The sequence below is a fragment of the Brevibacillus sp. GCM10020057 genome, assembly GCF_042683565.1.
In the GTDB taxonomy this organism is placed as follows: domain Bacteria; phylum Bacillota; class Bacilli; order Brevibacillales; family Brevibacillaceae; genus Brevibacillus.
Genome location: NZ_JBHUJW010000043.1, coordinates 733198 through 758813 on the forward strand (window position 1 = coordinate 733198; position 25616 = coordinate 758813).

Here is a 25616-nt window from a genome sequence, read left to right on the forward strand (position 1 = left end):
ATATTTCCTCTTTGCTGTCTATTCGGACAAAAAATGTTTCCCCCGCCCCTGCGAGTGAAACATTCGGCTGAGCAAACAAAGGCCCCATGCTTGTGCACGAGGCCTGTTCAGAACATTCGATCATTTTCCTTTATTGAATGACGCGCTTGATTTTGACGACGCGTTTTTCCCAGTTGGTGCCGTCAAACTTGGAATACGTGACGCCCGGGCTGCCGTACGTATGCAAAATTTTCCCGTTGCCGGCGTAAATCGCCACATGCGTGATCCGGTCGGAAGAGCTGTTGACGGACGCCTTCATGAAGATCAGATCACCTTTTTGCAAATTCTTTTTGGACACGGTTGTGCCCACTGTGGACTGCTGGCGGGAATCCCGAGGCAAAGTAATGCCCACTTCCTTGAATACGCGCTGGGTGAACGACGAGCAGTCAAATGTCTTCGTCGTGCTGCTGCTGGAGCCGTACTTGTACTTGGTCCCCAAATACTTCTCGCCGGCCTTGATCACCTGGTTGGCAATATCCGTTGCTGACTTCCTCGAAGAATCGGATGAATTCGACGACGGATTGGACGACTCGTTCAAAATTCGGCGAGCACCAAGAAACTTCTTGTCATAAGCGGAAAAAGTCTTCAAGACAACCTTGCCCGCGCCTTCGGAAGCGTAGACGAACTGGTCATTGCCTATGTATATCCCCATAAACGCAGGGCTTCCGGAACCGCTGGTGGAGAAGAATACCAAGTCTCCTGCTTCCACCTTGCTTTGCGATACTTTCGTTCCAGCTTTGTATAACGCGCTGATGGTGCTGCCGATTTTTACCCCAACTTGTTGATATGCGTAGGTCGCCAGCCCGGCAGAGCCGAATTGGCTCGGTCCTGTCGCCTGGGACTTGTACGGCTTTCCAAGGAGCGATTTGGCAATCGTCGCCACCTCTTCTGTCTGCTGTGTAACACTCGTGCTAGCGGCCGCTGATGCTTGTCCAACTTGACCACCCATTAACAGGGATGTACTCAGGATGACTGCTACTGTTGACTTCATTACCCAATCTCGTTTCGTCACGTTCTTTTCCTCCTTGTCATGTTGTGGCACCCTTCGCGGGGTACACCGACAGATTACCGCAGGAGGAAACAGGAGGATAAGACCGTAAAATTTACCAAACCCGAATTTGGGAGCATTGGACTAGATGGAAATCATGTGCAAAACTGTGTGGTTGCAGCCTTTTAGTACAAATGTACCAGCACTATTGAGAATTGCTATCAAACAGCGATGGGAAGCAGAAAAAAACCAGCTTCTGTCAGGTTCCGGCAGAAGCTGGTGATTTTTTCAGCTGTTGCTTGGCCCTCGTTTAACGCAGGCGGGCCGTAAATTCACCCCATTTTTGATCTCCCCACAGGAGGGTCAGCACATCACCGTCTGAGACGGGACCGACCCCTTCCGGCGTGCCGGTATAGATCACATCTCCCCGATCCAGCCCAAAGTTGTCCCCGATGTATTGGATGAGCGTCATCAAATCAAAAATGACATTGCCGATGTTGCCGCGCTGCACCTGCTCCCCGTTTTTGAGCAGGGCAAAATCGGTCTGCAAGCACGCTTCCAGTCCGGGGAACGGTTGAAACGGGGTCAAAATCGCTGAATTTTGAAACCCTTTGGCGAGCAGCCACGGGTGTCCTTTCTTCTTCAATTCCGCCTGCACGTCCCGCAAGGTAAAATCGATCCCCAGCGCGATTTTGTCAACCATTTGCTCCAGGGAAACGCCCTCTTCATACGACCGTGCGATATGGATGACCAGCTCTGTTTCATAGTGCAATTCGCCTTGACTGCCTGGCAGCTCGATCACCGCTCCGTTCGCCTCGGCCAGTGCGTGCGTCGGCTTGCCAAAAATCATCGGCTTCGCAGGTACGTCATTGCCGAGTTCTTGCGCATGCAGTTTGTAGTTTCGTCCTACACAATAAATATTTCGGATCTGTTCCATCTTCTCGCTCCTTTGCGCGTCTGACGCCTGTCTCACTTTCTCCCTTTTTACTATATCACGGCGCACGCGAAGAGCAACATGACAGGGACGCCCAAAGTGCCTGGCAGCGTGGGAAAAGCCGCATCCGAAAAGGAAGTAAGCTCAATCGGATTCTCTCTGTTCGTCCCTGTTTTCACCCGAAAAAAACAAAACGGGAAGCCCCTTTTTTCCTAGGAGCTTCCCTGCTGGTTGCAGCCGCCTGCTTTTGGCTGCCGTTTATGCGCGCACGATGGCCACTACAACATGCTTGTCGCCGTACGTCTTGGCCTTGATTTTTACGGGAAAATCATACGGGTTTGCGAACCGGAAATCCAGGTAGCCGTACGCCACCGTAGCATCCATGCCTGCTGGCACGTACCCGACTGTCTTGCTGTGGGCATGGCGTTCCAGTACGGTCATGCCGGCCTCTTCGGCTGCGTTGTACAGCGTGCTGGACACCTGGCAGATGCCCCCACCGTAGCCTTCCGTCAGCTGTCCGCCAGCGATAACCCCTGCCTTCTCCCACCCGTCCTCTGCGATATTGGAGTTCCCGATCGTTTCGTTGTAGGAAAAGACTGCGTGGGGCGCCAGCTTCGTCCCGTTCATTTTCTTCATGGCCTTTTTGATATTGTGAATGCGCTCGTCCGTGCTGCCTTCCATGGAGGTGTGAAAAAATCCCAGCACTTTCTCTGGTTTGAGATCCATCTTGTCGACGTATTTCTCCCGCAGCTCCCCTGCGGTCAAAGGCTCTGTTGCAGGCTGGGGCACTTGTGCAGACACGGGCATTGCGGCAAACAGAATGATTGCAGCCAAAACGCTCATCGTGACGGATAATTTTTTCATCGCTCTTTCCCTCGCTTCAGTCATGGCTGTCGGTATCGGCCACTTTCGTCGTGTTCTACTCTACCTTACAGGGAAAGACGCGATCAACCTGCAAATGTTGGGCGAACGGCACCAGCAAAAAACGCCAAAGCCAGACGGTTCCCCCGGTTATTGCCCGACCGTTACCCTTCCGTTGCTTGCCGGAAGGCTTTCAGGAAGTTTTCCGGCGTTTGGGCACCGGATAGCGCCAGTTTCCGGTCAATGACAAAAAACGGTACGCCGGTAATTTGCAGTTCGCGGGCGAAAGCGGTATCTTCGTCGATTTCCGCTTGCCTTGCACCAGTTTCAATCGCTTGCCGCACTTCTGCTCCGTCCATCCCCAGTTCTTCGGCTATTGCCACGAGGACGTCCGTATCGCCGATGTCCTTGCCATCCTCGAAATAGGCCTTGTAGACCGCATCGACAGCCTCCGTCACCCGCGCTTCCGGGGCGCATTTGAGCAACGTATGGGACGCGAGCGTGTTGGGCCAGACGGCTACTTTGTCAAAATGAAAAGCAATGCCGGCCGCCTCTCCCGCCCGCGCGGCGTGCTGTACCATTTGTTCAACGGTGGCCCGGCCGCCTTTGTTTGCCGCCATCGTCTCCCAGAATGGCTGGCTGGTTTTCGGCGAATGCGGGTCCAACTGGTAGGCGCGATACCGGATCTCGATCGGCTCGCCCTCCCATCTGGCAATCGCCTCAAACAAGTGCTTTTTGCCGATGCGGCACCACGGGCAAATCGTATCTTGAAAAACTTCTATAATCATCAGGTAGCCTCTCCTTCCTGTCGTTGTAGTCATTGTAACGGATTTCCATGAAAAATGTAAGAAAGTTATGTTTCGTAAGCACAAACAGGCATACAGCCATAACGAAACAAACGCACGGACACGAAAAAGCACGGACAGCCAACTGCCCGTACCTGTAAAAGAAGGAAAGTCGTTTTTTGAACATAAAAAAGCCCGAAACCATTCGGGCAAGTCCGTAAAGAATGCGAAAGTTGGTGCGGTCGAGAGGACTTGAACCTCCACGGTGTTGCCACCACTAGAACCTGAATCTAGCGCGTCTGCCAATTCCGCCACGACCGCATGTAAATGATGAACGAATACCGCTACCATGCATCTATTTGGTGCGGTCAAGAGGACTTGAACCTCCACGGTGTTGCCACCACTAGAACCTGAATCTAGCGCGTCTGCCAATTCCGCCATGACCGCATGTATAGATGAACGATGGTGCCGGCGATAGGACTTGAACCCACAACCCCCTGATTACAAGTCAGGTGCTCTACCAATTGAGCTACACCGGCGTAATAACGTGCTTTCCTCTCTTTGAGAGCGAATCTTTGCAACCGCTTAAGCGGGCCGTTCTGTTTAGAAATGGCGGAGCTGACGGGACTCGAACCCGCGACCTCCGGTGTGACAGACCGGCGTGAACTCCAGCTTCACCACAGCTCCATGATCGTCATTCCTTCGCCGTTCGACGTATTGCTCACAGCGACTTCTGTAATATAGCATGATTCGATTTCATTATGCAATAGTTTTTAAAAACTTTTTGTAATCCTGATTTTTTCATAGATTTACCAACGATTTTCCGCTAGAATTTTATAGAGATATGCAGAAATTCGTAGATTGGTGGAGACGATGACATGAAACATACTTCGAGGCTATTCACCTTCCTCGCCCTCTTCACTCTGCTGCCGACTGCTGCCCACGCTGCATCTCCTGTATACGTGGTGACAGCAGGTGATACCCTCAGCAAAATTGCCCGTGAGCACAACACCACGGTGAGCCAACTCATGCAAGTCAATCATTTGAATTCGGACCGGCTGGCAATTGGTCAGACCCTCGCACTGGCTGGGGATAACCTTCCCGATGTCACCGAATCAGCTCCTCCTGATGTGGGACAAGCTGTGGAAACCAGTGAACCGACGGAAGATTTTGCCCAATCTGATACGAAGGACAAGGCAAGCGGGCATCAAGCCCGCGTGACAGGAGACGTCGTGAATGTCCGAAAATCCCCTTCTCTTGAGAGCAAAATTATCGGGAAGGTGCACTTCGGCGACATCGTCGAAGTAGTCGAGCCTGGCGACGAATGGACAAGGATCAAATTCGAGGACGCACGCCAGGCGTACATATCCACCACGTATTTGAGCACAGATTTGCTGCCTTCCGACGCGGGCAACGTAGATCAGGCAAGCCTGCGGCGTTTGGAAAAGGTCATTACCCCATTGCTGAATACGCCTTACGTGATGGGCGGAACGACGACCAGCGGTTTTGACTGCAGCGGTTTCACTTCCTATGTCTTCCGGCAGCTCGGTGTGAATCTGCCGCGCACGTCCGAGGAACAGTTCGGCGGCGGCAAGCCCATCCCGCTGGAGCAGATTCAGCCTGGAGACTTGCTGTTCTATGACGCTCTGGGCAAAGGCCGAGTCTCCCACGTAGCCATTTACATGGGGGATGGTCTCATCGTCCATGCCAACGGAGATGACGTCCGGTACGGCAAGGTCGAGTATATGCAAAAGCTGTATCCCTATTATGGAGCCAAGCGCTATCTGGATTTCCAATAGGCCTCGGGACAAATATATTCACAAAAAGCAGCAAGTGAATCGAGAGACCCTGATTCGCTTGCTGCTTTTTCTCTGCCCTAGTGGGTGTTTTGAACTTGGGAAGAGGACTGGGAGATGTTTTGGCTTGTGTTGATTTCGAGATTGCCGAGAGCCTGCTTCATTTTGTCCAGTTGAAGCTGGTAGTCCCGGACGACTACTGTCAGTACGCTCACCGTCTCCTTGAAATCAGGCTCGCTGCTTACCTTGTCGATGGCTCTATGTAAATGCAGCATTTTATTTTCCGTCTCCCGCAAAAGATCGAGCAACTGCAGTCCGTTCACCACGTAATCACCTCATCCGTTTTTCTTACTTTCTCCCTGCACCCACCTGGCTATGCGCAAAAAGGGGCAGTCTCAAAAGTCAATTTTTTGACTGGGAGACGCCCCTTGAATAGCCGGTATCCAGTTGATTACTTCGTCCGCTGCTCAGCCAGCTCCACAAATTTCTCGATGTCTTTGGCGATCAATGACAAGGAATTGCGCCAGAAATCGACGGAACGCACGTCCACATCCATAATGGCTGCCACGTCCGCTATGCTCAATTTCCCCGTCACCGACAGCAATTGGTCGTACTGCTCCACGAACGCTTCGCCGCGCTCCAGATAGACGGCGTACAGGCCTTTGGCAAACAGCAGGCCGAATGCGTACGGGAAGTTGTAGTAGTTGAAATCCGCGCTGTAGTAATGCGGTTTGCATACCCACATGTACGGGTGCAGTACATCGTGATCCAGGCCGTCGCCATATGCGTCTTTCTGCGCCTGCAGCATCAGCTCTTTCAGCTCGTTGACGGACAGCGAGCCGTTTTCCCGACGCGCAAACAAGGCCGACTCAAAGAGGAAGCGGCTGTAAATATCCACGATTACCTGTCCGGCTCCGGAAATGTCGTTTTCCAAAATCGCGAACGCCTCTTCCGGAGTGGCTTTTTGCAGCGCGGCATTGGCGATGATCGTCTCGCACAGAATAGACGCTGTCTCCGCAATCGGCATCGGGTAGTCGCTGTTGTAAAATGCTTCCTTCACCAGGCACTCCCCGTGGTAGCCGTGTCCAAGCTCATGGGCGAGTGTGCTCACATCGTTGTAGCTGCCCGTAAAGTTCGCCATGATCCGGCTCTCGCCCACGACGTGCAGGTTGGCGCAAAACGCTCCTCCCCGCTTCCCTTCGCGGGTCTCGGCGTCGATCCATTGGTTGTCGAATGCGCGCGCAGCAAATTGAGACAGCTTCTCACTGAAGCTGGCGAAGTGCAAGACGATAAAGTCGCGCGCTTCCTGGTACGTGAACCGCATATCCGCGTCCCCTACTGGCGCGAACAGGTCGTAAAACGGCAGCCTTCCATTTGCATGGCCCAGCAGCTCCGCTTTTTTGCGGTAATACTTGTGGAATGTCGGCAGGCTCTCGCGGATCGCTGTGAGCATCGCATCCAGTGTTTCCTTGTCCATGCGGGAGTCTTTGAGCGTTTTGTCCAGCGCAGACTCGTACCCGCGCAGTTTGGCAATCGTGATGACCTCGCCTTTGATGCCGTTGAGACTCGCTGCAGACGACTCCTCGATTTTTTTATAGGCTGCCAATTCTGCTTCATAGGCTTGCTTACGCAATGCTGCATCCTTTTCATACGCCAGGTTGCGCACGACGGGGAGCGGCAACTGCTGCCGTTTGCCGTCTACCGTCACGTCCACGAGCAAAGTGGAAGTCAGCATCTCCTGCAGCTTTGTCCATGCATGGGAGCCTGTATTTTTCATTTTGGCGAGAATGATTTCTTCTTTTTCGCTTAACATGTACTTGCTTTTTTCTGCCAGCTCCGTCAGCATGTAACGATGGGTCTCGAGCAGCGCGGACTGCCGGATCAGGGCATCCAGATCGTCGATTTCCCCCAGCCACTTCTGGAATTGCACACTCGGCTCGACCAGTTCAACGGACTGATTTTGAATCCGCTCTATCAACTGCAACGCTCTTTCGTTTTTGGCGTCCACGCTGGCCGTCAGTTCCGCGAAGTTGTAGAGACGGCTTTGGGTCTGCAGGATGGAGGTCATCTTGGTGATGTACGCTTCCACCTTCGCGACGGCATCGTCCTCACCTTGCAATTCTTCGGCAGCCCATCTTTTCACTTCTTCTGTTTCCTTGCACAATGTATCCCAATCTTCCTTGCACTTCGGCGAGTCAAATGACGTGTACAATACGTCCAGATTCCATCGCATGTTCATCGGCGTGCGCCTCCTTCGTCTGGTCCTGCAATTTGTGCGCTCTCTCTGCGGTCAGCATGAGAAAAATGGCCTTCCCCCAACCGCCGGGACTGGCAAAGGCCGCCTTTTCTTCTCCTTGTATCCCGCGTTTTTTGCACTTGCCGCTAGTATAAAAAAATTTGGATGGATTAATCAACTTTTTTGGCAAAAAAATCCCCCCGCCACCTCTTAGGGCAGGGGTACTCCCTTCATATGCCCGTACCGGATGGGCAATACACTCGCACTAGCCGCCGCAGACGGAATCAAATCGGCAGCAGTTCGACCGTTTTCCTGGCAGACAAGCTCGCCACCATGTCCAGCCACGCCTGCGGCTTCTGCGGCAGAACGGCGTAGTAACGCTGCAGGAAGGTGACAATCAGGTCTGCTTCCAGCGTGGTCTGGTTTTCGTCGGCAGGCAGGAAGCACAAATCCAGACCGGTGACCGCTTCCCCGTCGTTCTGCCAGGACGGGTGGACGTAATCGAGATTGGTGCGCTTGTAACCCAGATGGGACAGCACTTCGCGGCGCACAAACGGGTCCATCGGCTTGATCCCGCCAAACGCATGCTCTTCTACACGGTACGGATCGTAAATTTCCGCAAACATGCCGTACAGCTCCTTGCCGTTTTCCCTGGCGAGCGTCTGCAAGTCTTTTTGGCGTTCTCTCGCCAGAAAACGTCCTACGCCGAGACTTTCCCGACCGATGATGGTGAAGTCTGTCATCGCCACGTTCAGATCAGGGTAGTAGCGGTATTCGGTGGCACCGACCACTTCGCCTTCGTGCACCGCCACAAATACGCGAATGCCCGGGTCTTCGAGCGGCTCTCTCCACAGCTCAAAGTCCAGCACTTCCTCGGGCGGGAAGACTTCCTGCATCAAGCGGTGCATGCTGGCGAACAGCGGGTTGTCGATATGGGAAATACGTATGAACTCCATGGATGATGAAGCCTCCTTCAATGACTGTATGCCTTGTCTGTCCGTTTTTCGGCGCCCCCGGTATTAGCCTCGCAAAAACGGGTTATTCCATACCATCAAAACCGCGCAGTTACGCGATTCCTCGTCGTCCAAATAATTTTCGACCACTTGCAAGGGGGTACGCCCGCAGCGCATGAGAAAGGTAATGACAGGGTCCTGTACTTCCCCTGCGACGACGCGCTCCACATACTGCTCGGGCGTCCACTCGTCTGCATAGCGTCCATAACCCGGCATCCGCCCGCCGCCGAGCAACCGCTTCAGCCCGCGCTGCACGACCAATTCGTACATCGCCTGCATCATCAGCTGCCCGAGACCGAGCTTGCGGTGGCTGGGACGGATGCAAATGTCCACGATGTACAGCGTATCCCCGTGCGGATCGTGGTTGCGGATATAACCGCTGTCCGTAATCTCCTCCCAGCTGTGCTCCGGATGGGCGGGATCGAATGCGACCAAAAGTCCGGTCATGGAGCCGGCAAGCACCCCATCTACCTCGACGCAGATGGCACCTTCCGGAAACAGCGTGACGTGGTTTGTCAGTTGCTCCCGGTTCCACCACAGCTCGGAGGGAAAGGGCGGCGGAAAGCTCTCCGCCTGAATCTGGATCAGTTCATCAAAGTCTTCCGCCGTGTAGTTGCGTACCACCGCTCTGCGCGGCCTGCCTTTTTCAAACACGTACAGCTCTTTTCGGTACATCCTTGGCCTCCCGTGCAGCGCAGTTTAGTTCCAATCGGTGTACAGGTCGGTCCGGCGATCCCGCCATGTGGTGACGGAGCCTTTTTCCCGTACATCGTACAGCAGCTTCAGATCCAGATCAGCTGTGACCAGCATGTCCTGGTTGATCTCCCCTTCCGCCAGGATGCCGCGCGGCGGGAATGGAATGTCGTTTGGCGTCAGGATGGCTGCCTGTCCGAAGTTGGCCCGCATGAAATCGACGGTCGGCAGCGAGCCGATCGTGCCGGTCACAACAACGTACACCTGGTTCTCAATCGTCCGCGCGTGGCTCGTGTAACGGACGCGGTGGAAAGCGTGGCGGTCATCGGTGCAGGACGGGCAGAAAATGACGTCGGCGCCCCTTGCCTTGGCGATCCGCACCCATTCCGGGAATTCCATATCGTAGCAGATAATCATCGCTACTTTTCCTTTGTTGGTCTCAAAAATTTGCAGGGAGTCCCCGGCGCCCATGTTCCAGCCTTTGACTTCCCACGGCGTAACATGGATCTTCTTTTGCTGGCCGACGCGCCCGTCCGGATAAAACAGGAACGCCGTGTTGTACAGCTTGCCGTTTTCCTCGATAACGTGGGTTCCCCCGATGAGATGCATGTCGTATTTGGCTGCCAGCGAGCGGAACAAGCTGACATACTGTTCGGTAAACGAAGGCAACGCCGTAATCGGCAGGGCATTTCCTTGTCCGTCTCCTATGGACATCAATTGCGTGGTGAACAATTCCGGAAACAGTAAAAATTCCGTGTCGTACTCCTGAGCGTTTCGCACATAGTGCTCTACTTGATGGGCAAATTCGTCAAAGCTATGTATCGTATGCAGATGGTACTGCACGGCGGAAACGCGCATTTTCATGCCAAGTCACACCCTTTCCTTTTTCACATGACTAAAATATAGCAAAAACCAGCTATCATGTCTCGCTTACGGGTGAGCAAAAAGACACCCACCTTCCGAGAAGATGGGCGATTATGCAGGCTATCGCTTCACCGGATTCGTCATGCGCAGGACGGTCCTGTACAGCACCTCCGTCCCGAGCGCGATGTCATCCATCGAGGCGAACTCTTGCGGATTGTGGCTGATCCCGTCCTTGCAGCGAACGAAAATCATTGCGTAGTCGCAGACGTACGACAGGGCCAGCGCGTCATGGAACGGCCCGCTCATCAGCTCGCGCGCTTCGATCCCGAGCGCTCTGCTCTCTTCGCGGATGATGTCCTTGATCCACGGTGCGCAATAGCGCGGCTCGCTGTTCGTGTCTTCCGTGATGGTGTATTGCAACCCGCCCTCCATCGCCGCCAGTTCGATCGCTTCGCGCAGCGCCTGCTCCCGTTCGTTTCTGCGCGCCAGGTCAATATCCCGCAGGTCGACGGTAAAGCGCACGCGCTCGGGAATAATGTTGCGCGAGTCCGGGAACACCTCGAGATGCCCGACCGTGCCGACCGTAGGTGCTTCCGGGTCCAGCCTGGCCAGCTCGTTGACTGCCTGAATGACTTTCGCCGCGCCGAGCAAGGCGTCCTGACGCATGTTCATGGGGACGGAGCCTGCGTGTCCGGCAAAGCCAGTCATTTCCACCGTCCACCAGAGCGGTCCGGAGATGGCGGAGACGATCCCGATTGGTTCGTCTGCGCGGTCGAGGACGGGACCTTGCTCGATGTGCAGTTCCAGGTATGCGCCAATGCTGCCTTCCGGATAGACGGACTCCGCGAGCAGCTCCGGGTCACAGCCAAACTCCACCAGCGCCTGTCTGCGCGTCACGCCGTTTTTGTCCGCGCGCTCCAACTCCCCTGGCTCGAGCCTGTTCAGGATGCCTCTCGCGCCGAACAGCCCTTTTTGAAAACGGCAGCCTTCCTCGTCGCAAAACGCGATCACTTCTACGCTTCTGTCCGGCACGAGCCCTTGCTCCTGCATCGTCTGCAAGACCTCCAGCGCCCCCAGCACGCCGATGACGCCATCGTACTGCCCGCCGTACGGCTGCGAGTCGATGTGGGACCCGACCAGCAGCAGCGGCGCGTCGGGATTGCGGCCGTTCAGGCGCCCGATGAGGTTGCCGAAATGGTCGATCCGCGTCTGCAGCCCTGCCTCGTCCATCCAGCGGCGGACCTGTTCCACCCCTGCCCGATCCTGTGGCGACAAAGCCAAACGGCATACGCCCGTCTCGCTGATTTTCCCGATCTGCGCAAGGTCGCGGATTCGCTTCTGCAGCCGATCCTGATTAATGGTGAACGACTTCACTTTTCCGGTCATGATTGCTTGACCTCCTCGTCCTTTTTGGATAGACAAGCTCTCCGTTCATCATGGTTAGCAGTACGTGCAACAGCCATCACCTGTTGCCTCTCCCAAAATCGTATGCGCCTCGTCCCATTCCTAGTAGTGAATTACGATCATCCGGTCGACTTATCCCGCTTGCATGAAAAATAAAAAGGGCGCCAGAACACCCCCTTTGCGCAGGTGTAAATCTGACGCCTTCCCGTATCCGCTATCAGGCTCTACTTGTTTACGTTTTGCTTCTCAACTTTACTCGAGGGTTCGATCGAATTTCTAATCCAGCATACGAAAACAACTCACTTTCACGGTATTCAATCCTGGTAATTTTCTCCTGAATTAGGTATTACCACGGTTTCACCATTCTTTACCAGTAGTACAGTCAGAGTTCGATTCCCTGTATACAGATTACACCTAAGAACCTTCCTGCAATTTCGGGCTTTTTCCACAGGAGTTACCTCCAGGCACTTGCTTCCCGCTCGCCCTGCCCCCTGCACCATTGGGGCAAAACCGGGAGTCTGCTATAATGAAACCAGTTGTCAGGCGGGAGGAGTCAACAGTATGGAAGATTGGCAAAACAGGCCGGTGAAAACGATCGAACGGCCAAAAAAGCGCGGCATCGTAGAGTATGTCGATGATGATTACATCGTGGTGTACTTTACGGCTCCCCGAAAAGAGCGCGTGATCTTTTCCAGCAAGGAGTCTTTTCTAAGCAAAGTGGAATTTGTGGAGGAATAGCTTCCGCATGGGAAAAGACCTTGCCCGTCACGATGCGTCGTGCTGGCAAGGTCTATTTGCTGTGCATATCAGGCTTTACGCGTAGTGTGCTTCGCGCAGCTGTTTGATTTCTTCGCTTTCCAGGTATTCGTCGTAGGTCATCATTTTGTCGATGATGCCTTTCGGCGTGAACTCGATGATGCGGTTGGCAATCGTCTGCACGAACTGGTGGTCATGGGAGACGAACAGCAATGTGCCGTCGAAGTCGATCAAGCCGTTGTTCAGCGCCGTGATCGATTCCAGATCCAGGTGGTTCGTCGGTTCGTCCATGATGAGCACGTTGGCGCCGGACAGCATCATTTTGGCCAGCATGCAGCGCACTTTTTCTCCCCCGGACAGCACGTTCGCTTTTTTCAGCGCTTCGTCGCCGGAGAACAGCATGCGTCCCAAAAAGCCGCGGATGAACGTCTCATCCTGCTCTTTGGAGTATTGGCGCAACCAGTCGACCAGATTGAGATCAGTATCGAAGTAGGCGGAGTTGTCTTTCGGGAAGTATGCCTGAGAAGTCGTGATGCCCCATTCAAACGTCCCTTCATCCGGCTGCACTTCACCCATCAAAATTTGGAAGAACGTCGTTTTCGCCAGCTCGTTCGGCCCGACAAACGCCACCTTGTCTCCTTTGTTGATGACGAGGTGCAGCTTTTCAAACAGCTTCTCGCCATCGACGGTTTTGCCCAGGCCCTCGATCTGCAACAAGTTTTTGCCTGCCTCGCGCTCCGGCTTGAAGTTGATGAACGGATATTTGCGGCTGGATGGACGAATGTCTTCCAGCGTAATTTTCTCCAACAGTTTTTTCCGCGACGTCGCCTGCTTGGACTTGGAAGCATTGGCGGAGAAGCGCGCGATAAACTCCTGCAGTTCCTTCATCTTCTCTTCTTTTTTCTTGTTCTGCTCGCGAGCCATCTTCAGCGCCAGCTGGCTGGACTCGTACCAGAAGTCGTAGTTCCCCACGTACATCTGAATCTTGCCGAAGTCAATATCGGCGATGTGCGTGCACACCTTGTTCAGGAAGTGACGGTCGTGGGATACGACAATGACGGTGTTCTCGTAATCCGCCAGAAAGTTTTCCAGCCAGCGGATCGACTCGATGTCCAGGTGGTTGGTCGGCTCGTCAAGCAGCAGAATGTGCGGATTGCCGAACAGTGCCTGTGCCAGCAGCACGCGCACTTTCTCCGTACCGGACAAATCCTTCATCAGCTTGTCGTGCAGATCGGTCGGGATGCCAAGGCCGATCAGGAGGCTTGCCGCGTCAGCCTCGGCCATCCAGCCGTTCAGTTCTTCAAATTCGCCCTCCAGCTCGGAGGCGCGGTTGCCGTCCGCTTCGGAGAAATCCTCTTTCATGTAGAGAGCCGTTTTTTCTTCCATGATCTCATAGAGCCGTTTGTGGCCCATGATCACGGTCTTCAGCACTTCAAATTCATCAAATTCAAAGTGGTTTTGTTTCAATACGGCGATCCGCTCGCCTGGGGTCACAGAGACATGGCCGCTGGTCGGTTCGATCTCGCCGGAGAGAATCTTGAGAAATGTAGATTTTCCCGCACCGTTCGCGCCGATGAGGCCGTAACAGTTACCGGGGGTAAACTTGATGGATACATCTTCAAACAGGGCGCGTTTGCCGTAGCGCAGCGTCACGTTCTGAGTGCTTATCATCGTCGCAATACCTGCCTTTTTTGAATCGTTCAAACACCTATCTTAACAGAGTTGGAGCAATAATGCAAAAAAGCGGCCCTTTTTTATAGAACCGGGAACGACGGGGAAAACTAGCCCTGAACTTCCAATCCAGATAGAAAGAGGTAAAGCACATGTCCAAGAAAAACGGCGTGAAAAACGAGATGGGCAACAAAGAAAACCCGTCGCAGACCCGGTCGTCTACGACGGTGGGAAAAGAAGAAACCCGCTCCAAACAGCGCGGGGAGTAAATCGTGCCTACAGGTAAACCGGAATGCTCCGCTGCAGTCCGGTTTTTCGTATTTCCTGCTCACATGCTGGCGCGCAGCGGTACGAGTACCGGGGTCGGGGCAACAGCAGGCGCCGATTCCACGTAGAACGAAAGATTGTGCAGCGTGACGTAGACGATGCCTCTCTCCTCTAGTGCAAGCTCCGCGAACCGTTGGCGCGTCAGCTCTGCTTCAAACACCTCATTCGTATCCAGTCGCTTCAGATCGAGGCGGACGATCGGGCCGAGCAGGGAAATGTGCCGGATCTGTGCCTGTACGGACTGTCGCGATTTCGGCGCGAGCGTGATTTCCACGTCATGCGGACGCATATACCCGACCGCCGGGAACTCTCCCGGCCTTTGTGCCCATTGCGTCTCGAATTCGGCTTCGCCCAGCTTGACCTTGCCGTCGTGAATTCTCCCGTGAAACAGGTTGACCCTCCCAAGGAAGCTGTACACGAATGGATTGGCGGGCTGGTTGTAGATCTCCTCCGGCGAGCCGACCTGCTCGACCCTGCCTTCGTTCATGACGACTACCTGATCGGCCAGCTCCATCGCTTCCTCCTGATCATGGGTGACGAACAGAATGGTCAAGCCGAGCTTTTCGTGCAAATGGCGCAGCCACCGCCGCAGCTCCTGCCTGACCTTGGTGTCGAGGGCGCCAAACGGTTCGTCGAGCAGCAAAAACTTCGGCTCCACTGCAAGCGCCCTGGCCAGTGCGACACGCTGGCGCTGACCGCCGGAAAGCTGGGACGGGTAGCGATGTGCCAGTCCTTCGAGCTGCACCAGCTTTAGCAAGGAATGCACGCGCTCCTGGATTTCTGCCTTGCTCGGACGGGTCTTGCGCGAGCGGACCGTCAAGCCGAACGCGATGTTGTCGAAAATGGTCATATGCCGAAACAGCGCGTAATGCTGAAAGACGAAGCCGACGCGCCGCTCGCGCACATCCCGGTCGGTATTGTCCTCCCCGTTGAACAGGATGCTGCCTTGCTCCGGCTGTTCGAGTCCGGCAATCAGGCGCAGCAAGGTCGTTTTGCCGGAGCCGGACGGACCGAGCAAGGCAACCAGTTCGCCCTCGGGGATATGCAGACTGACATCCTTTAACGCCGTAAAGTTTTTATACGACTTGGTTATGTTCACGACTTCTATGCTCATACGGCTCTCTCTCCTGATCCACGTAATGATAATGCTCCTCATGCGCGCTTTTCTGCTTTTCCGTCTTCCATTCGATCAGGCTTTTGACGACCAGTGTCACGAGCGCAAGCACGGCGAGCAGAGTAGCCACGGCAAACGCTGCGGCGAACTGGTACTCGTTGTATAAAATCTCGACGTGCAGCGGCAGCGTATTGGTCATTCCCCGTATATGACCGGAGACGACCGACACCGCGCCAAACTCGCCCATCGCCCGGGCGTTGCACAGGATGACGCCGTACAAAAGACCCCACTTCACATTGGGCAGCGTCACGCGAATGAACGTTTTCCAGCCACTTGCCCCAAGGGAGACGGCTGCCTCCTCCTCGTCCTTTCCTTGCGCTTCCATGATCGGAATCAGCTCACGGGCGACGAACGGAAAGGTGACAAAGGTCGTCGCCAGCACGATGCCGGGAACGGCGAAAATGATCTTGATGTCGTACGCCGCAAGCCACGGTCCGAGCAATCCCTGGCTGCCGAACAGCAGGACGAAAATCAGGCCGGCGATGACGGGAGACACGGCGAAAGGCAGATCGATCAAAGTCAGCAGCACGTTTTTTCCCCGGAAGGAAAATTTGGCGATTGCCCAGGCGGCTGCGATGCCGAATGTGACATTGAGCGGCACGCTGATCGCAGCCACGAACAAGGTCAGCTTGACAGCGGACAAGGTCTCCGGCTCCGTGATGGCATCCGCGAAAACAGTTGCTCCCTGTTTGAACGCTTCGCTAAAGACGGCGATGAGCGGCAGGATGAGAAACAGCGCTAGGAACAGCAGTGCAAGACCAATCAGCAGCCAGCGTACGAAACGCGGCTCCGTCAAATGCTTCACGGGTTGGACCTCCTATCGGGCAGCATCGAATTTGTTGATTCTCCACTGTAAGTAGTTGATGATGAGCAGCATCACGAAGGAAGCGACGAGCATCACGGTGGCAATCGCCGTAGCCCCTGCGTAGTCAAACTGCTCCAGCTTGGTCATGATCAGCAGCGGGACGATCTCTGTCTTCAGGGGCATATTTCCCGAAATGAACACGACGGAGCCGTACTCCCCCAAGGCGCGGGCGAACGCCAGAGCAAATCCGGTGACGACTGCAGGCAACAGATGCGGCAAAATTACACGCAGAAAGGTGCTCCACCTGCTTGCTCCCAGCGTGGCTGCTGCCTCTTCCATCTGCAAATCCCAATCTTGCAGAACGGGCTGTACGGTACGGACGACGAACGGCAGGCCGATAAAGGTTAGCGCAACCCAGATGCCCAGCGGCGTGTACGCGACCTTGATCCCCCACTGGGCCAAATACTGGCCCAACCAGCCGTTTTCCGCATAGATCGAAGTCAAGGCAATTCCGCCGACGGCCGTAGGCAAGGCAAACGGCAAATCCACGATCCCGTCGATGATGCGCTTACCGAAAAACTGGTAGCGCGCCAGCACCCACGCCACCAGGACGCCGAACACCGCGTTGACGCATGCTGCAAAAAAGGAGGACAGAATGCTCACCCGGATAGAGGCGAGCACTCTCGTATCGAGGATCGTCCCGATGAACTGCTCCCAGTTCATCGAGGACGCCTTCAGGAACAGCACGGATAGCGGGATCAACACCAGCAGGCTGAGGTAAATGATCGTATAGCCCATCGTCATGCCAAAGCCTGGCAAAAACCCTCTGTTGCTAAGTAATTTTCTCATGGAGCTAACTCCTCTGATGATGAGTGATTATGGTTTGTAAATCTGATCGAAGACGCCTTGATCAGAGAAATGATCCTGTTGGGCTTTTGTCCACCCGCCGAACCATTCATCGATGGTGTGAAGCTTGATGTCCGGGAAGGCTGGCTGGTGGGCTTTCAGCACTTCTTCGCTGCGTGGACGGTAGTAATGTTTGGCTGCCAGCTCCTGCCCTTTTTGGCTGTACAAAAACTGCAGGTAGGCATCCGCTACTTCCCGCGTCTTATGCTTATCTACGTATTTGTCCACGACAGTGACCGGCGGCTCCGCCAGAATGCTGAGCGACGGGTTGACGATCTCGAACTTGTCTTTCCCCAGCTCGTTTACTGCGAGATACGCCTCGTTTTCCCAGGCGATCAGCACATCCCCGATGCCGCGCTCCACGAAAGTCGTCGTCGAGCCGCGCGCTCCGGAGTCCAGAACGGGCACGTTCTTAAACAGTTTGGTCACGAATTCCTTGGCTTTCGCTTCGTCGTGGTTGTATTTTTCCAGCGCATAACCCCAGGCCGCCAGATAGTTCCAGCGCGCCCCGCCGGAAGTCTTCGGATTCGGAGTGATGACGGAAATGCCGGGCTTGATCAAATCGTCCCAATCCTTGATCTGCTTCGGGTTTCCTTTGCGCACGAGGAAGACGATCGTCGAAGTGTACGGCGAGCTGTTCTCCTTCAATCTCTTTTGCCAGTCTGCCGGGATCAGGCCCCGCTCCGCAATCGCATCAATATCATATGCCAGCGCGAGTGTCACGACATCCGCTTCCAAGCCGTCAATGACCGAGCGCGACTGCTTGCCCGAGCCACCGTGCGATTGCTTGATGGTGACGGTCTGCCCCGTTTTCTGCTTCCACTCGGCGGCAAATGCGTTGTTCACATCCTGGTAAAACTCGCGGGTCGGATCGTAGGAGACGTTTAGCAGCTCTATTGCGGGAGGCGCATCTGCATCCGTCTTTGCATTCTCGCCGTCAGGCGCCGTCGTCGCTGCCGAGCATCCGCCGATCACAGCAGCCAGCGCGATGATGCCTACTCGTTTCCATAATGTCTGGATGGGATGGAAAGTCTTGATCATGGAATTTTTCACTCCTCTGCAATCCTGAGTATTTTAATCGGATTAGTTTGTTTATACTGAATTATACATTCCCATCGCTTCCTGTCAACCATTTTTCCCATCTACACTATGCCTATGTGCCAGGCGAAGTTCGGGTGTCTTTCGCCCAGGCTAAAAAATGGGCTGTGATTGCTGCATGCAAAAAAGCCCTCCCTTTGCGGAAGAGCCTGTGCCTGCCCTTGTGGCGAGCGGTGCGGGTGTTTAGGCGAACACAAAAAACGGACTGTCAAATCGACAACATCCGTTACAGTCGCGGGCGGGCAGCAGCAGATGGAAATCTCGTCCGTTCCAGGCTGAACAGTTCCGCGTCAGGGTGCTTTCCTTTTACGATGAGGTCGGCAATGATCTGTCCACCGATGGTCGAATAAACGGTTCCGTTGCCCCCGTAGCCAAGGACGAACAGGCAGTCCGGCTCGTCCTGCTGTGCGCCGATCAGCGGCAACCCGTCATGGGTCGAGGCGAAGGCCGCAGACCAAAAGAACTCCGCTGTCAACGGGATGTGCGGAAACAGCTCCGCCACGCGAGCCAGCAGCTTGTCCCGTTTGCCGAATAGCGTCGCTTCCCGCTTCTGCGGGTCGGTAACCGGCTCATCCATGCCGCCTGCAATAATCCGCCCGTCACGGGTCGAGCGTATGTACACGTACGGTCTGGCCGTTTCCCAGATCAGGCAGGTATTCGGCCATCGGTGCAATGCCGGTACCTGCGCCGTCACAATCGCGGAAGTGCTGGACAATTTGGTGTTTCTGTTTCGCTTCATGGCCTGCGCCTCGTAGCCGGTCGCAAACACGATTTTCTTGCAGCGTATCCGATGTCCCTTCTCCGTGTAGACGAGCATGTCGCAGGCATCTGCCTTGACGTGTACGAACTCCGTTTTTTCAAATACGTTCATCCCTCGCGCAGCTACTGCCGCAATGATGCTTGCCGTCAACCGATACGGGTTGATCTGGGCATCCCCGCCTGCGTAAATGGCCCCGGGCTTGGAAAAGGCGCAATGTCTCTCGATGTCTGCACGTTCCCAAAAGGACACAGGAAACCCATGCTGCTTCAATAGCGCGTATTCCGTTCGCAGCGCATCGAGGTCCTCCGGGCTGCTTGCGTAGTAAAGGCTGTCTTTTCGCTGAAAGTCGGGGAACGGCTGGACTTCATGCGAGATGGCTTCCAACTGATCGATTGCCTGCTTGCACAGTTGGTAAAATCTCGTTCCCTTCACTTCCCCGAACGAATGAATACAGGAGGTCAGCGACTTGTCGCTGGCAAATTGCAGCAACCCGATATTCGCCATGCTGCTGCCTCCCCCGATCTGACGCTTTTCCAGCAGCGCGATTTTCACATCGTGTTTCATCAAGTAGTATGCGCACAATGCCCCGGCGATGCCGCCTCCTACAATGACGACATCACATGCCATGTCCGTGTCTAGGGCCGGATAGCGAGGCGGGTTGGGGAGGGTCGTCGGCCAGTACAATTTTCCGTTCATCAGCTTCATGTGTCGTTCTCCTCATCCGTACTTCTCTTTAGGATAACCAATGGCGAAGGCTGCATCCCTCGCCCTGTCGCTTCTCCCGCCCGAATCGGGTATGATGGAGGGGAAGACAAAGGAGTGAACGAATATGATTACCGTCTATGTCAAACGTCCGCACGAGGCGGGTGTCCCGGCTGAAGTGTCCGGGATGAACGACCTGGAGGAGCTCATCGGCGGCGCTTATGAGGTCGTTTCTGATGATGGCCTCACAGGTATTTCTCTCATCGTAAACGAAGACGCACGCGGCGTGGAAGCGAACAATTTCCCTGTCACCACGGATGGATACCTGGACTGGGTGTACGGGACATGTGTCTTTGTCAAGGCAGACGGCCAGTCCTTGACGCCGGACGATCTGTTGCGGATCGACCGGTTCCTGACGGCGAAGGTGTAGGCGTCTTGGCGCACGACTTGCTGCCCGCAGGCAAAAATGAAAAGCCCCTCCATACGGGAGCGATCCGCTCGGGATCAACCGCCCGTCATGGAAGGGGCTTTTTTCTGTCCGTTCAGCCCTGGATGCCGCTGCTGCCGAAACCGCCGGCACCGCGCTCTGTCTCATCCAGCTCGTCCACTTCTGCAAATTGTGCGACCGGGACAATCGCGATGACGCCCTGGGCGATCCGGTCCCCTTTTCTGATCAAATAGCTGTTGGGATCGACCGGCTCTTCCACTGGCGTTTCTTTCTCTCCCGCATCCAGACAGCTGTTTTTGCGTTCTGCACTGGGTATGCGGATGTTGTCGATGAGCACGCACACTTCCCCGCGGTAACCGGCATCAACGGTTCCCGGCGCGTTCGACAGGCGCAGCTTCGTCTTCGCGCTGATCCCGGAGCGCGGGCGCACCTGCAGCTCGAAGCCTTCCGGCAAGGCAAACGCCAGTCCCGTCGGAATTTTCGCAGACTGTCCCGGCGCGATCAACACGTCTTCTACGGCCACCAGATCAAAGCCTGCGTCCATGGCGCGTGCGTATTTGGGGACAACCGCATCCGGATGGAGTTTTTTTATTTTCACTTGTACAGCTACTCGGTCGCTCGTCATGTTCATCCAATGGTCTCTCCTCTGTCAGCCTTTTATCCTCTCATAGTTTACAGGAAGCCCCCCCTTCCAGCAAGGCGCGTCCTCGTCCCGATTTCATAGAATCCTCACAAATCCCTCACATTTTCTGAGCATTATCGTTTCTGATATGATATAATCTCCGTTGCATGAAAAAAATCAATATAAGTAAAGAAAGGTGGACTGTACATTGCAAGTACAAAAGCCCTATCGCGTTTTGCTGTACTACAAGTATACCCCGGTTGAAAATTACGAGGAGTATGCTGCAGAGCATCTGCAATTTTGCAAGGAAATTGGTCTGAAGGGCCGCATTATCGTAGCTCCGGAAGGGCTTAACGGAACGGTATCCGGCACGATCGAACAGACGGATGCTTACATGGAATACGTACGTAAAGACCCGCGGTTCGCGGATATCTGGTTTAAAATAGATGAGGTGGATGGGCACGCGTTTAAAAAGATGTTCGTCCGTGCGAAAAAAGAGTTGGTGACATGGCGGCTGAAAAACGACGTCGACCCGAACAAGAAAACTGGCAAATATTTGACTCCAAAAGAGTTTTACGAAATGATGCAGCGCGATGACGTCGTGATTTTGGACGGACGCAACTACTATGAATACGACCTGGGTCATTTCCGCGGCGCCATCCGTCCGGAAGTCGATTCTTCCCGCGAGTTCCCTGAGTGGATCGCCGAGAACATGAGCCAGTTCAAAGATAAAAAAGTTCTCACCTATTGCACAGGCGGCATCCGCTGCGAAAAGCTGACCGGCGTCCTGCTTGACCAAGGCTTCCAGGACGTGTACCAACTGCACGGCGGAATCGTCACCTACGGCAAAGATCCGGAAGTGAAAGGCCGTCTGTGGGATGGCAAACTGTACGTGTTTGACGAGCGCATTTCCGTGCCGGTCAACCGCACCGAGGAAGATGTCGTCATCGGCCGTTGCTACTACTGCGGCAAGGTGGAAGACCGCTATGTAAACTGCGCTAACCCGTTCTGCAACAAACAACACTTCTGCTGCCCGGAATGCGAAGTCAAATACAAGCGCTCCTGCTCGGACGAGTGCCGCGAACATCCGCGCAACCGCTACGTGGAAGCCGAAGAACAGGCAAAGCTCGCGGCGGCAGGCACGACGCAATCGTAACAACTGTTTTCCGCAGAGCAAAAAAAGCTGATTCCCGTGTGGAGTCAGCTTTTTTGCATGTACGGATGGCTGGTTGCTTTTCCAATGCGGATTTTCAGGGGGTGGACTTTAGCTGCGCGGAGGTTTTGCCGTTTCTACAAACCGGTTCATGCGCTTGTAGAACGTGCTCCTGGGAATTCCCAAAAGTTTTGCCGCTTTCGACACATTCCCGTTCGTCTTTTGCAGCGCCTCGACCATTTGCTGCTGCAGGATTTTGTCACGAAACGTAAGAGAAACCCGGTCCTCTTCCGCCCTCTGTTCGGGAAAGTCAAGGCTGGAAGCGTCGTTTTTGCCAAGCGCTCTGTTTTGATCGAACAAGGAATGCAGAAAATGCAGGATGTCGTCGGCGCTGTTCATGGCGAGAATCCGCAATTGATCCAGCACATTCATCAGCTCGCGAATGTTTCCTGGCCAGCTGTAATCCATCAGCGTGGCAAAAAATTCCGGAGGGAACACAACGTCCCAGTCATGCTTTTCGCAGTAATGGTGAACGAGGTGCGGAATGTCCTCTGCGCGCTGCCTAAGTGCCGGAACATGCACGGGATATACGTACAGGCGATAAAACAGGTCTTCGCGGAACTTGCCTTCCTTGACCAGCTGATGGACATTGCGGTGCGTGGCTGCGATTACGCGAAAATCGACGGGAACTTCCTGGCTGCCGCCCAATGGAGTAATTTTCCGCTCCTGCAAGACGCGGAGCAGCGCCACCTGCATGGAATGCGAGATTTCCCCGATTTCGTCCAGGAAAATGGTGCCTTGATTGGCCTGCTGGAATTTGCCCTTCGCCCCGGTTCTCTTCGCCCCGCTGAACGCCCCTTCCACATACCCGAACAATTCGCTTTCCAGCAGGTCTCGCGGGATCGCGCCGCAGTTCACGGCAACGAACGGCCCGCCTGCCCGCTTGCTGTTCTCATGGATCGAACGAGCAATCACCTCTTTGCCGGTGCCTGTCTCGCCCAGGACAAAAACAGGGATATCTGCGGAAGCTACCCGCCCGAGCTCTTCCAGCGTCTGTCGGAATACACGGCTCGTGCCTGCCTCGCCGAGAAACCGGAACGGCCCCGTGACGGACCAACCTTTGTCCTGATAGAAGACAGGCCTTGCCTGTTGCTCCTCCGCTTTCAGCAGGTAGATGCATTTGCCGATAAAACGGCCGTGCTCCGCCGAGCAAATCGGCACCTCCATCCGATTGCGATACCCGCAAAGGTAAATTTCATCGACACGCATCCCGCGCCAATTCGGAATGTTCTGACGAATCGACTTGCTCGCCGCCACGACGCTTTCCCGCGGGGTGCAAATGACGAGCGGCTGCTCCTTTTCCAGCACTTCCATCGAACGCTGCAGCAATTCCATCTCGTCGCGTTGTGAGCGGAGCTTCACTTCTTTCTCCAGCGTATAGGCCGCCTGGGTGACAATCCCTAGCATATACGGATGCGCCCTGTCGAGCGGGCACGAAACGTCGAGGATGCCCAGAACCTCCCCGTCATCGTTGCGGATCGGAGCAGCCGCACAGCTCCAGCCATGAGAAGCGATGGAATAGTGCTCCGAACCGGTGACCATAATTGGCTGCCCGAGTGACAGCGCCGTGCCGATCGCGTTTGTCCCCATCTCGGCTTCCGTCCAGCGCACGCCCTCTACGAATCGTATTTTTTGGGCGATCTCCCGGACATTTTCGCTCCCTTTCATCGAAAGCACGTAGCCTTCCGGATCGATCAAAAGCGCGATCATTCCCATCTCTCTCGCCATTCGATCCATTTTTTCGAGGAACGGGGCCGCAATATCCGTAAGCAAAGCGTTCTTTTGCCGTTGACGCTGGAGGGATTCGCCGCTTAGTATGTGCCTTCCCCGATCCAGGTACGGGCTGACCTGGGCGTTCCGGGAGCGATACCAGGATTCGACGATGGCTTGGTGAATCCGCGAAGAATCCAGCACGCCTTCCTGGACAAACCGCTTCCACGTCTGTGAACTCCATGCTGATTCAAACAAGATACATTCCCTCCCCCAGTAACTCGCCTGAAGTAACTCGTGCCAGAATGTATACTACGTCGCTCGCTCTTTGTCTAAATTCTAATCAATAATGGCAGCGTTTACAATGGCTGTAAAGCAAAATGCCCTCCCGGATCACAGGGGGCATTTTGCTGGTACTGGTGCTTCAGGCGTGCACGGCATGACCGATGGCAGACAGAAAGGCTTCGTGAATGGTTTCTGACAACGTCGGGTGGGCAGAAATGAACGTTTCCATCATATCCGCCGTCATTTCCCCGTGAACCATGACCGTTGCTTGCCCGATCAGCTCTGTCGCGCGCGGGCCGACAATGGACACACCCAGTATTTCGTGATAGATCGGCTCTGTGATGACCTTCACCTTTCCGACCGTCTCACCGAGAATCATGGCCTTGCCGTTGACGGAAAAAGGGAACTCCCCGATACGCACGTCTCCATATTGCAGCCTGGCCTGCTTTTCCGTGAGGCCGACGCTGGCGATTTCCGGCGCAGTGTAGATGCAGCGCGGTACGGCCCGATAATTGGCTTTGGCGTCCAGACCGCACGCGTGCAAGGCGGCCACCGTTCCTTCGTGGAAAGCGACGTGGGCGAGCTGGATGCCCCCGATGACATCCCCGCATGCGTAAATATGCGGCACGTTCGTCTGCATGTGCTCGTTTACGAAAATGCCTTGCTTGCCGTACGCCACACCGGCTTGCTCCAGCTGCAGGCCTCCCGTCCGCGGTTTTCTGCCGACGGCGACAAGCACGACTTCTGCTTTTGCATCCCCGCTGGCATCCGGGCTTTTGTAACGAACGGTCTTCGTCTGCCAATCGACCGCTGTCACCGATGTGGAAGTCAAGATCTTGACTCCCGCAGATTCCAGCTGTTCTTGCAGGAGTCCTGCGATATCCGCATCTTCGCCGGGCAATAACTGATCCGCCATTTCAATTACCGTGACCCGGGTTCCCATGCGGCTGTAGATGCTGGCAAACTCGCAGCCGATGACACCTCCGCCGATGATCAGCATCGTCTGCGGAATCGCCGAGAGCGACATCGCCTGTCCGCTGTGGATGATCCATCTGCCGTCAAACGGCGCAAACGGCAGGGCGATCGGTTCCGAGCCTGTTGCGATGATGAACTTTTCGGCCTCTATCCCTTCTTCTCCCTGTTCCTTCTCCACTGCGATCTGGTGCTGGCTGATGAAGCGTGCCTTGCCCGAGATCACCCTGACTTTGTTTTTTCTCATGAGAAAGCCGATTCCCGTGACAAGCTGCTGTACGATCTCGTTTTTATACTGTTGCACGCCCGGCCAATCAATGGATACGCCCTTCTCCGGCAACCGGATGCCAAAACGGCCCGCGTGCTGTACTTTCTCGGCCATCTCGGCGGACTCCAGTAGCGATTTGGTCGGCATGCAGCCTTCGTTCAGGCAGGTTCCGCCCAATGCTTGCTGCTCAATCAGGGTGACCTGCTTCCCTTGCCTGGCTGCGGCAATCGCCGCGACGTAGCCTGCTGGCCCTCCTCCGATTATGGCAATCGCACTCATCCCGTCA

At 54.9% G+C, this 25616-nt stretch carries 23 protein-coding genes and 4 tRNA genes; 4 read left to right on the forward strand and 23 right to left on the reverse strand.

Features of this window, described 5'->3' with window-relative positions; all coding sequences use genetic code 11:
* Window positions 1-130: 130 nt before the first annotated feature.
* From ACFSO0_RS17230 to ACFSO0_RS17265, 8 genes are all read right to left on the reverse strand, one after another.
* Window positions 131-1051: a C40 family peptidase gene (locus tag ACFSO0_RS17230; RefSeq protein WP_376882265.1), complete on the reverse strand. Its 921-nt coding sequence runs from the start codon at window positions 1049-1051 to the stop codon at window positions 131-133.
* A 286-nt stretch (window positions 1052-1337) separates the two neighbouring features.
* Window positions 1338-1964 carry a fumarylacetoacetate hydrolase family protein gene (locus ACFSO0_RS17235; RefSeq protein ID WP_376882267.1) on the reverse strand — a complete coding sequence of 209 codons (627 nt, stop codon included), beginning with the start codon at window positions 1962-1964 and terminating at the stop codon, window positions 1338-1340.
* Window positions 1965-2219: 255 nt separating this feature from the next.
* On the reverse strand, window positions 2220-2825 hold the full coding sequence (locus ACFSO0_RS17240) for a VanW family protein (protein WP_376882270.1): 606 nt from the start codon (window positions 2823-2825) through the stop codon (window positions 2220-2222).
* A gap of 161 nt (window positions 2826-2986) precedes the next feature.
* Entirely contained in the window at window positions 2987-3610 is a 624-nt protein-coding gene (locus ACFSO0_RS17245) for a DsbA family oxidoreductase (protein ID WP_376882273.1), read from the reverse strand.
* Between the two features lie 231 nt (window positions 3611-3841).
* A tRNA-Leu gene (locus ACFSO0_RS17250) sits at window positions 3842-3928 on the reverse strand.
* Between the two features lie 39 nt (window positions 3929-3967).
* Window positions 3968-4054 (reverse strand) — tRNA-Leu (locus ACFSO0_RS17255).
* Between the two features lie 16 nt (window positions 4055-4070).
* Window positions 4071-4146, reverse strand: a tRNA-Thr gene (locus tag ACFSO0_RS17260).
* Between the two features lie 71 nt (window positions 4147-4217).
* A tRNA-Asp gene (locus ACFSO0_RS17265) sits at window positions 4218-4294 on the reverse strand.
* Between the two features lie 191 nt (window positions 4295-4485).
* Between ACFSO0_RS17265 and ACFSO0_RS17270 the strand changes: the two genes are divergently transcribed.
* Window positions 4486-5406, forward strand: a complete 921-nt coding sequence (locus ACFSO0_RS17270) for a C40 family peptidase (RefSeq protein ID WP_376882276.1) — start codon at window positions 4486-4488, stop codon at window positions 5404-5406.
* Window positions 5407-5483: 77 nt separating this feature from the next.
* Here the strand turns inward: ACFSO0_RS17270 and ACFSO0_RS17275 are convergent, their stop codons facing one another.
* The 6 genes from ACFSO0_RS17275 to ACFSO0_RS17300 form a co-directional block, all read right to left on the reverse strand.
* Window positions 5484-5729 carry a hypothetical protein gene (locus ACFSO0_RS17275; RefSeq protein ID WP_376882278.1) on the reverse strand — a complete coding sequence of 82 codons (246 nt, stop codon included), beginning with the start codon at window positions 5727-5729 and terminating at the stop codon, window positions 5484-5486.
* A 125-nt stretch (window positions 5730-5854) separates the two neighbouring features.
* Window positions 5855-7642 carry a M3 family oligoendopeptidase gene (locus ACFSO0_RS17280; protein WP_376882280.1) on the reverse strand — a complete coding sequence of 596 codons (1788 nt, stop codon included), beginning with the start codon at window positions 7640-7642 and terminating at the stop codon, window positions 5855-5857.
* A 281-nt stretch (window positions 7643-7923) separates the two neighbouring features.
* Window positions 7924-8595 carry a GNAT family N-acetyltransferase gene (locus ACFSO0_RS17285; protein WP_376882282.1) on the reverse strand — a complete coding sequence of 224 codons (672 nt, stop codon included), beginning with the start codon at window positions 8593-8595 and terminating at the stop codon, window positions 7924-7926.
* 63 nt (window positions 8596-8658) lie between these two features.
* Window positions 8659-9327 carry a GNAT family N-acetyltransferase gene (locus tag ACFSO0_RS17290; protein ID WP_376882285.1) on the reverse strand — a complete coding sequence of 223 codons (669 nt, stop codon included), beginning with the start codon at window positions 9325-9327 and terminating at the stop codon, window positions 8659-8661.
* Window positions 9328-9351: 24 nt separating this feature from the next.
* On the reverse strand, window positions 9352-10209 hold the full coding sequence (locus tag ACFSO0_RS17295) for a carbon-nitrogen hydrolase family protein (protein ID WP_376882288.1): 858 nt from the start codon (window positions 10207-10209) through the stop codon (window positions 9352-9354).
* 120 nt (window positions 10210-10329) lie between these two features.
* Window positions 10330-11595 carry a M20 family metallo-hydrolase gene (locus ACFSO0_RS17300; RefSeq protein WP_376882291.1) on the reverse strand — a complete coding sequence of 422 codons (1266 nt, stop codon included), beginning with the start codon at window positions 11593-11595 and terminating at the stop codon, window positions 10330-10332.
* A 579-nt stretch (window positions 11596-12174) separates the two neighbouring features.
* On the opposite strand from ACFSO0_RS17300, the gene ACFSO0_RS17305 reads away from it, so the two are divergent.
* Window positions 12175-12351, forward strand: coding sequence for a hypothetical protein (locus ACFSO0_RS17305; RefSeq protein ID WP_376882293.1), 177 nt, complete (start codon window positions 12175-12177; stop codon window positions 12349-12351).
* 75 nt (window positions 12352-12426) lie between these two features.
* On the opposite strand, the gene ACFSO0_RS17310 is transcribed toward ACFSO0_RS17305, so the two are convergent.
* From ACFSO0_RS17310 to ACFSO0_RS17335, 6 genes are all read right to left on the reverse strand, one after another.
* A complete protein-coding gene (locus ACFSO0_RS17310; protein WP_376882295.1) occupies window positions 12427-14040 on the reverse strand; it encodes an ABC-F family ATP-binding cassette domain-containing protein in 1614 nt (537 codons plus the stop codon).
* Window positions 14041-14368: 328 nt separating this feature from the next.
* Window positions 14369-15481 carry a sulfate/molybdate ABC transporter ATP-binding protein gene (locus ACFSO0_RS17315; RefSeq protein ID WP_376882297.1) on the reverse strand — a complete coding sequence of 371 codons (1113 nt, stop codon included), beginning with the start codon at window positions 15479-15481 and terminating at the stop codon, window positions 14369-14371.
* Entirely contained in the window at window positions 15444-16346 is a 903-nt protein-coding gene (cysW, locus tag ACFSO0_RS17320) for a sulfate ABC transporter permease subunit CysW (protein WP_376882299.1), read from the reverse strand. Before cysW ends, ACFSO0_RS17315 begins: the two co-directional genes overlap by 38 nt.
* 12 nt (window positions 16347-16358) lie before the next feature.
* Complete coding sequence (gene cysT / locus ACFSO0_RS17325; RefSeq protein ID WP_376882301.1) at window positions 16359-17195, reverse strand: sulfate ABC transporter permease subunit CysT; 837 nt, start codon at window positions 17193-17195, stop codon at window positions 16359-16361.
* 27 nt (window positions 17196-17222) lie between these two features.
* Window positions 17223-18293, reverse strand: coding sequence for a sulfate ABC transporter substrate-binding protein (locus ACFSO0_RS17330; protein ID WP_376882304.1), 1071 nt, complete (start codon window positions 18291-18293; stop codon window positions 17223-17225).
* A 283-nt stretch (window positions 18294-18576) separates the two neighbouring features.
* Window positions 18577-19815: an NAD(P)/FAD-dependent oxidoreductase gene (locus tag ACFSO0_RS17335; RefSeq protein ID WP_376882306.1), complete on the reverse strand. Its 1239-nt coding sequence runs from the start codon at window positions 19813-19815 to the stop codon at window positions 18577-18579.
* Window positions 19816-19939: 124 nt separating this feature from the next.
* Between ACFSO0_RS17335 and ACFSO0_RS17340 the strand changes: the two genes are divergently transcribed.
* Window positions 19940-20242, forward strand: a complete 303-nt coding sequence (locus tag ACFSO0_RS17340) for a DUF3846 domain-containing protein (RefSeq protein WP_376882308.1) — start codon at window positions 19940-19942, stop codon at window positions 20240-20242.
* Window positions 20243-20354: 112 nt separating this feature from the next.
* On the opposite strand, the gene dut is transcribed toward ACFSO0_RS17340, so the two are convergent.
* Window positions 20355-20891 (reverse strand): dUTP diphosphatase, encoded by a 537-nt coding sequence (gene dut / locus ACFSO0_RS17345; protein ID WP_376882310.1) that lies wholly within the window; start codon window positions 20889-20891, stop codon window positions 20355-20357.
* Between the two features lie 199 nt (window positions 20892-21090).
* On the opposite strand from dut, the gene trhO reads away from it, so the two are divergent.
* Window positions 21091-22038, forward strand: a complete 948-nt coding sequence (trhO, locus tag ACFSO0_RS17350) for an oxygen-dependent tRNA uridine(34) hydroxylase TrhO (RefSeq protein WP_376882313.1) — start codon at window positions 21091-21093, stop codon at window positions 22036-22038.
* Window positions 22039-22146: 108 nt separating this feature from the next.
* Here the strand turns inward: trhO and ACFSO0_RS17355 are convergent, their stop codons facing one another.
* On the reverse strand, window positions 22147-24063 hold the full coding sequence (locus tag ACFSO0_RS17355; protein ID WP_376882316.1) for a sigma-54-dependent Fis family transcriptional regulator: 1917 nt from the start codon (window positions 24061-24063) through the stop codon (window positions 22147-22149).
* A 166-nt stretch (window positions 24064-24229) separates the two neighbouring features.
* Window positions 24230-25609, reverse strand: coding sequence for a dihydrolipoyl dehydrogenase (gene lpdA, locus ACFSO0_RS17360; protein WP_376882318.1), 1380 nt, complete (start codon window positions 25607-25609; stop codon window positions 24230-24232).
* Window positions 25610-25616 lie beyond the last annotated feature (7 nt).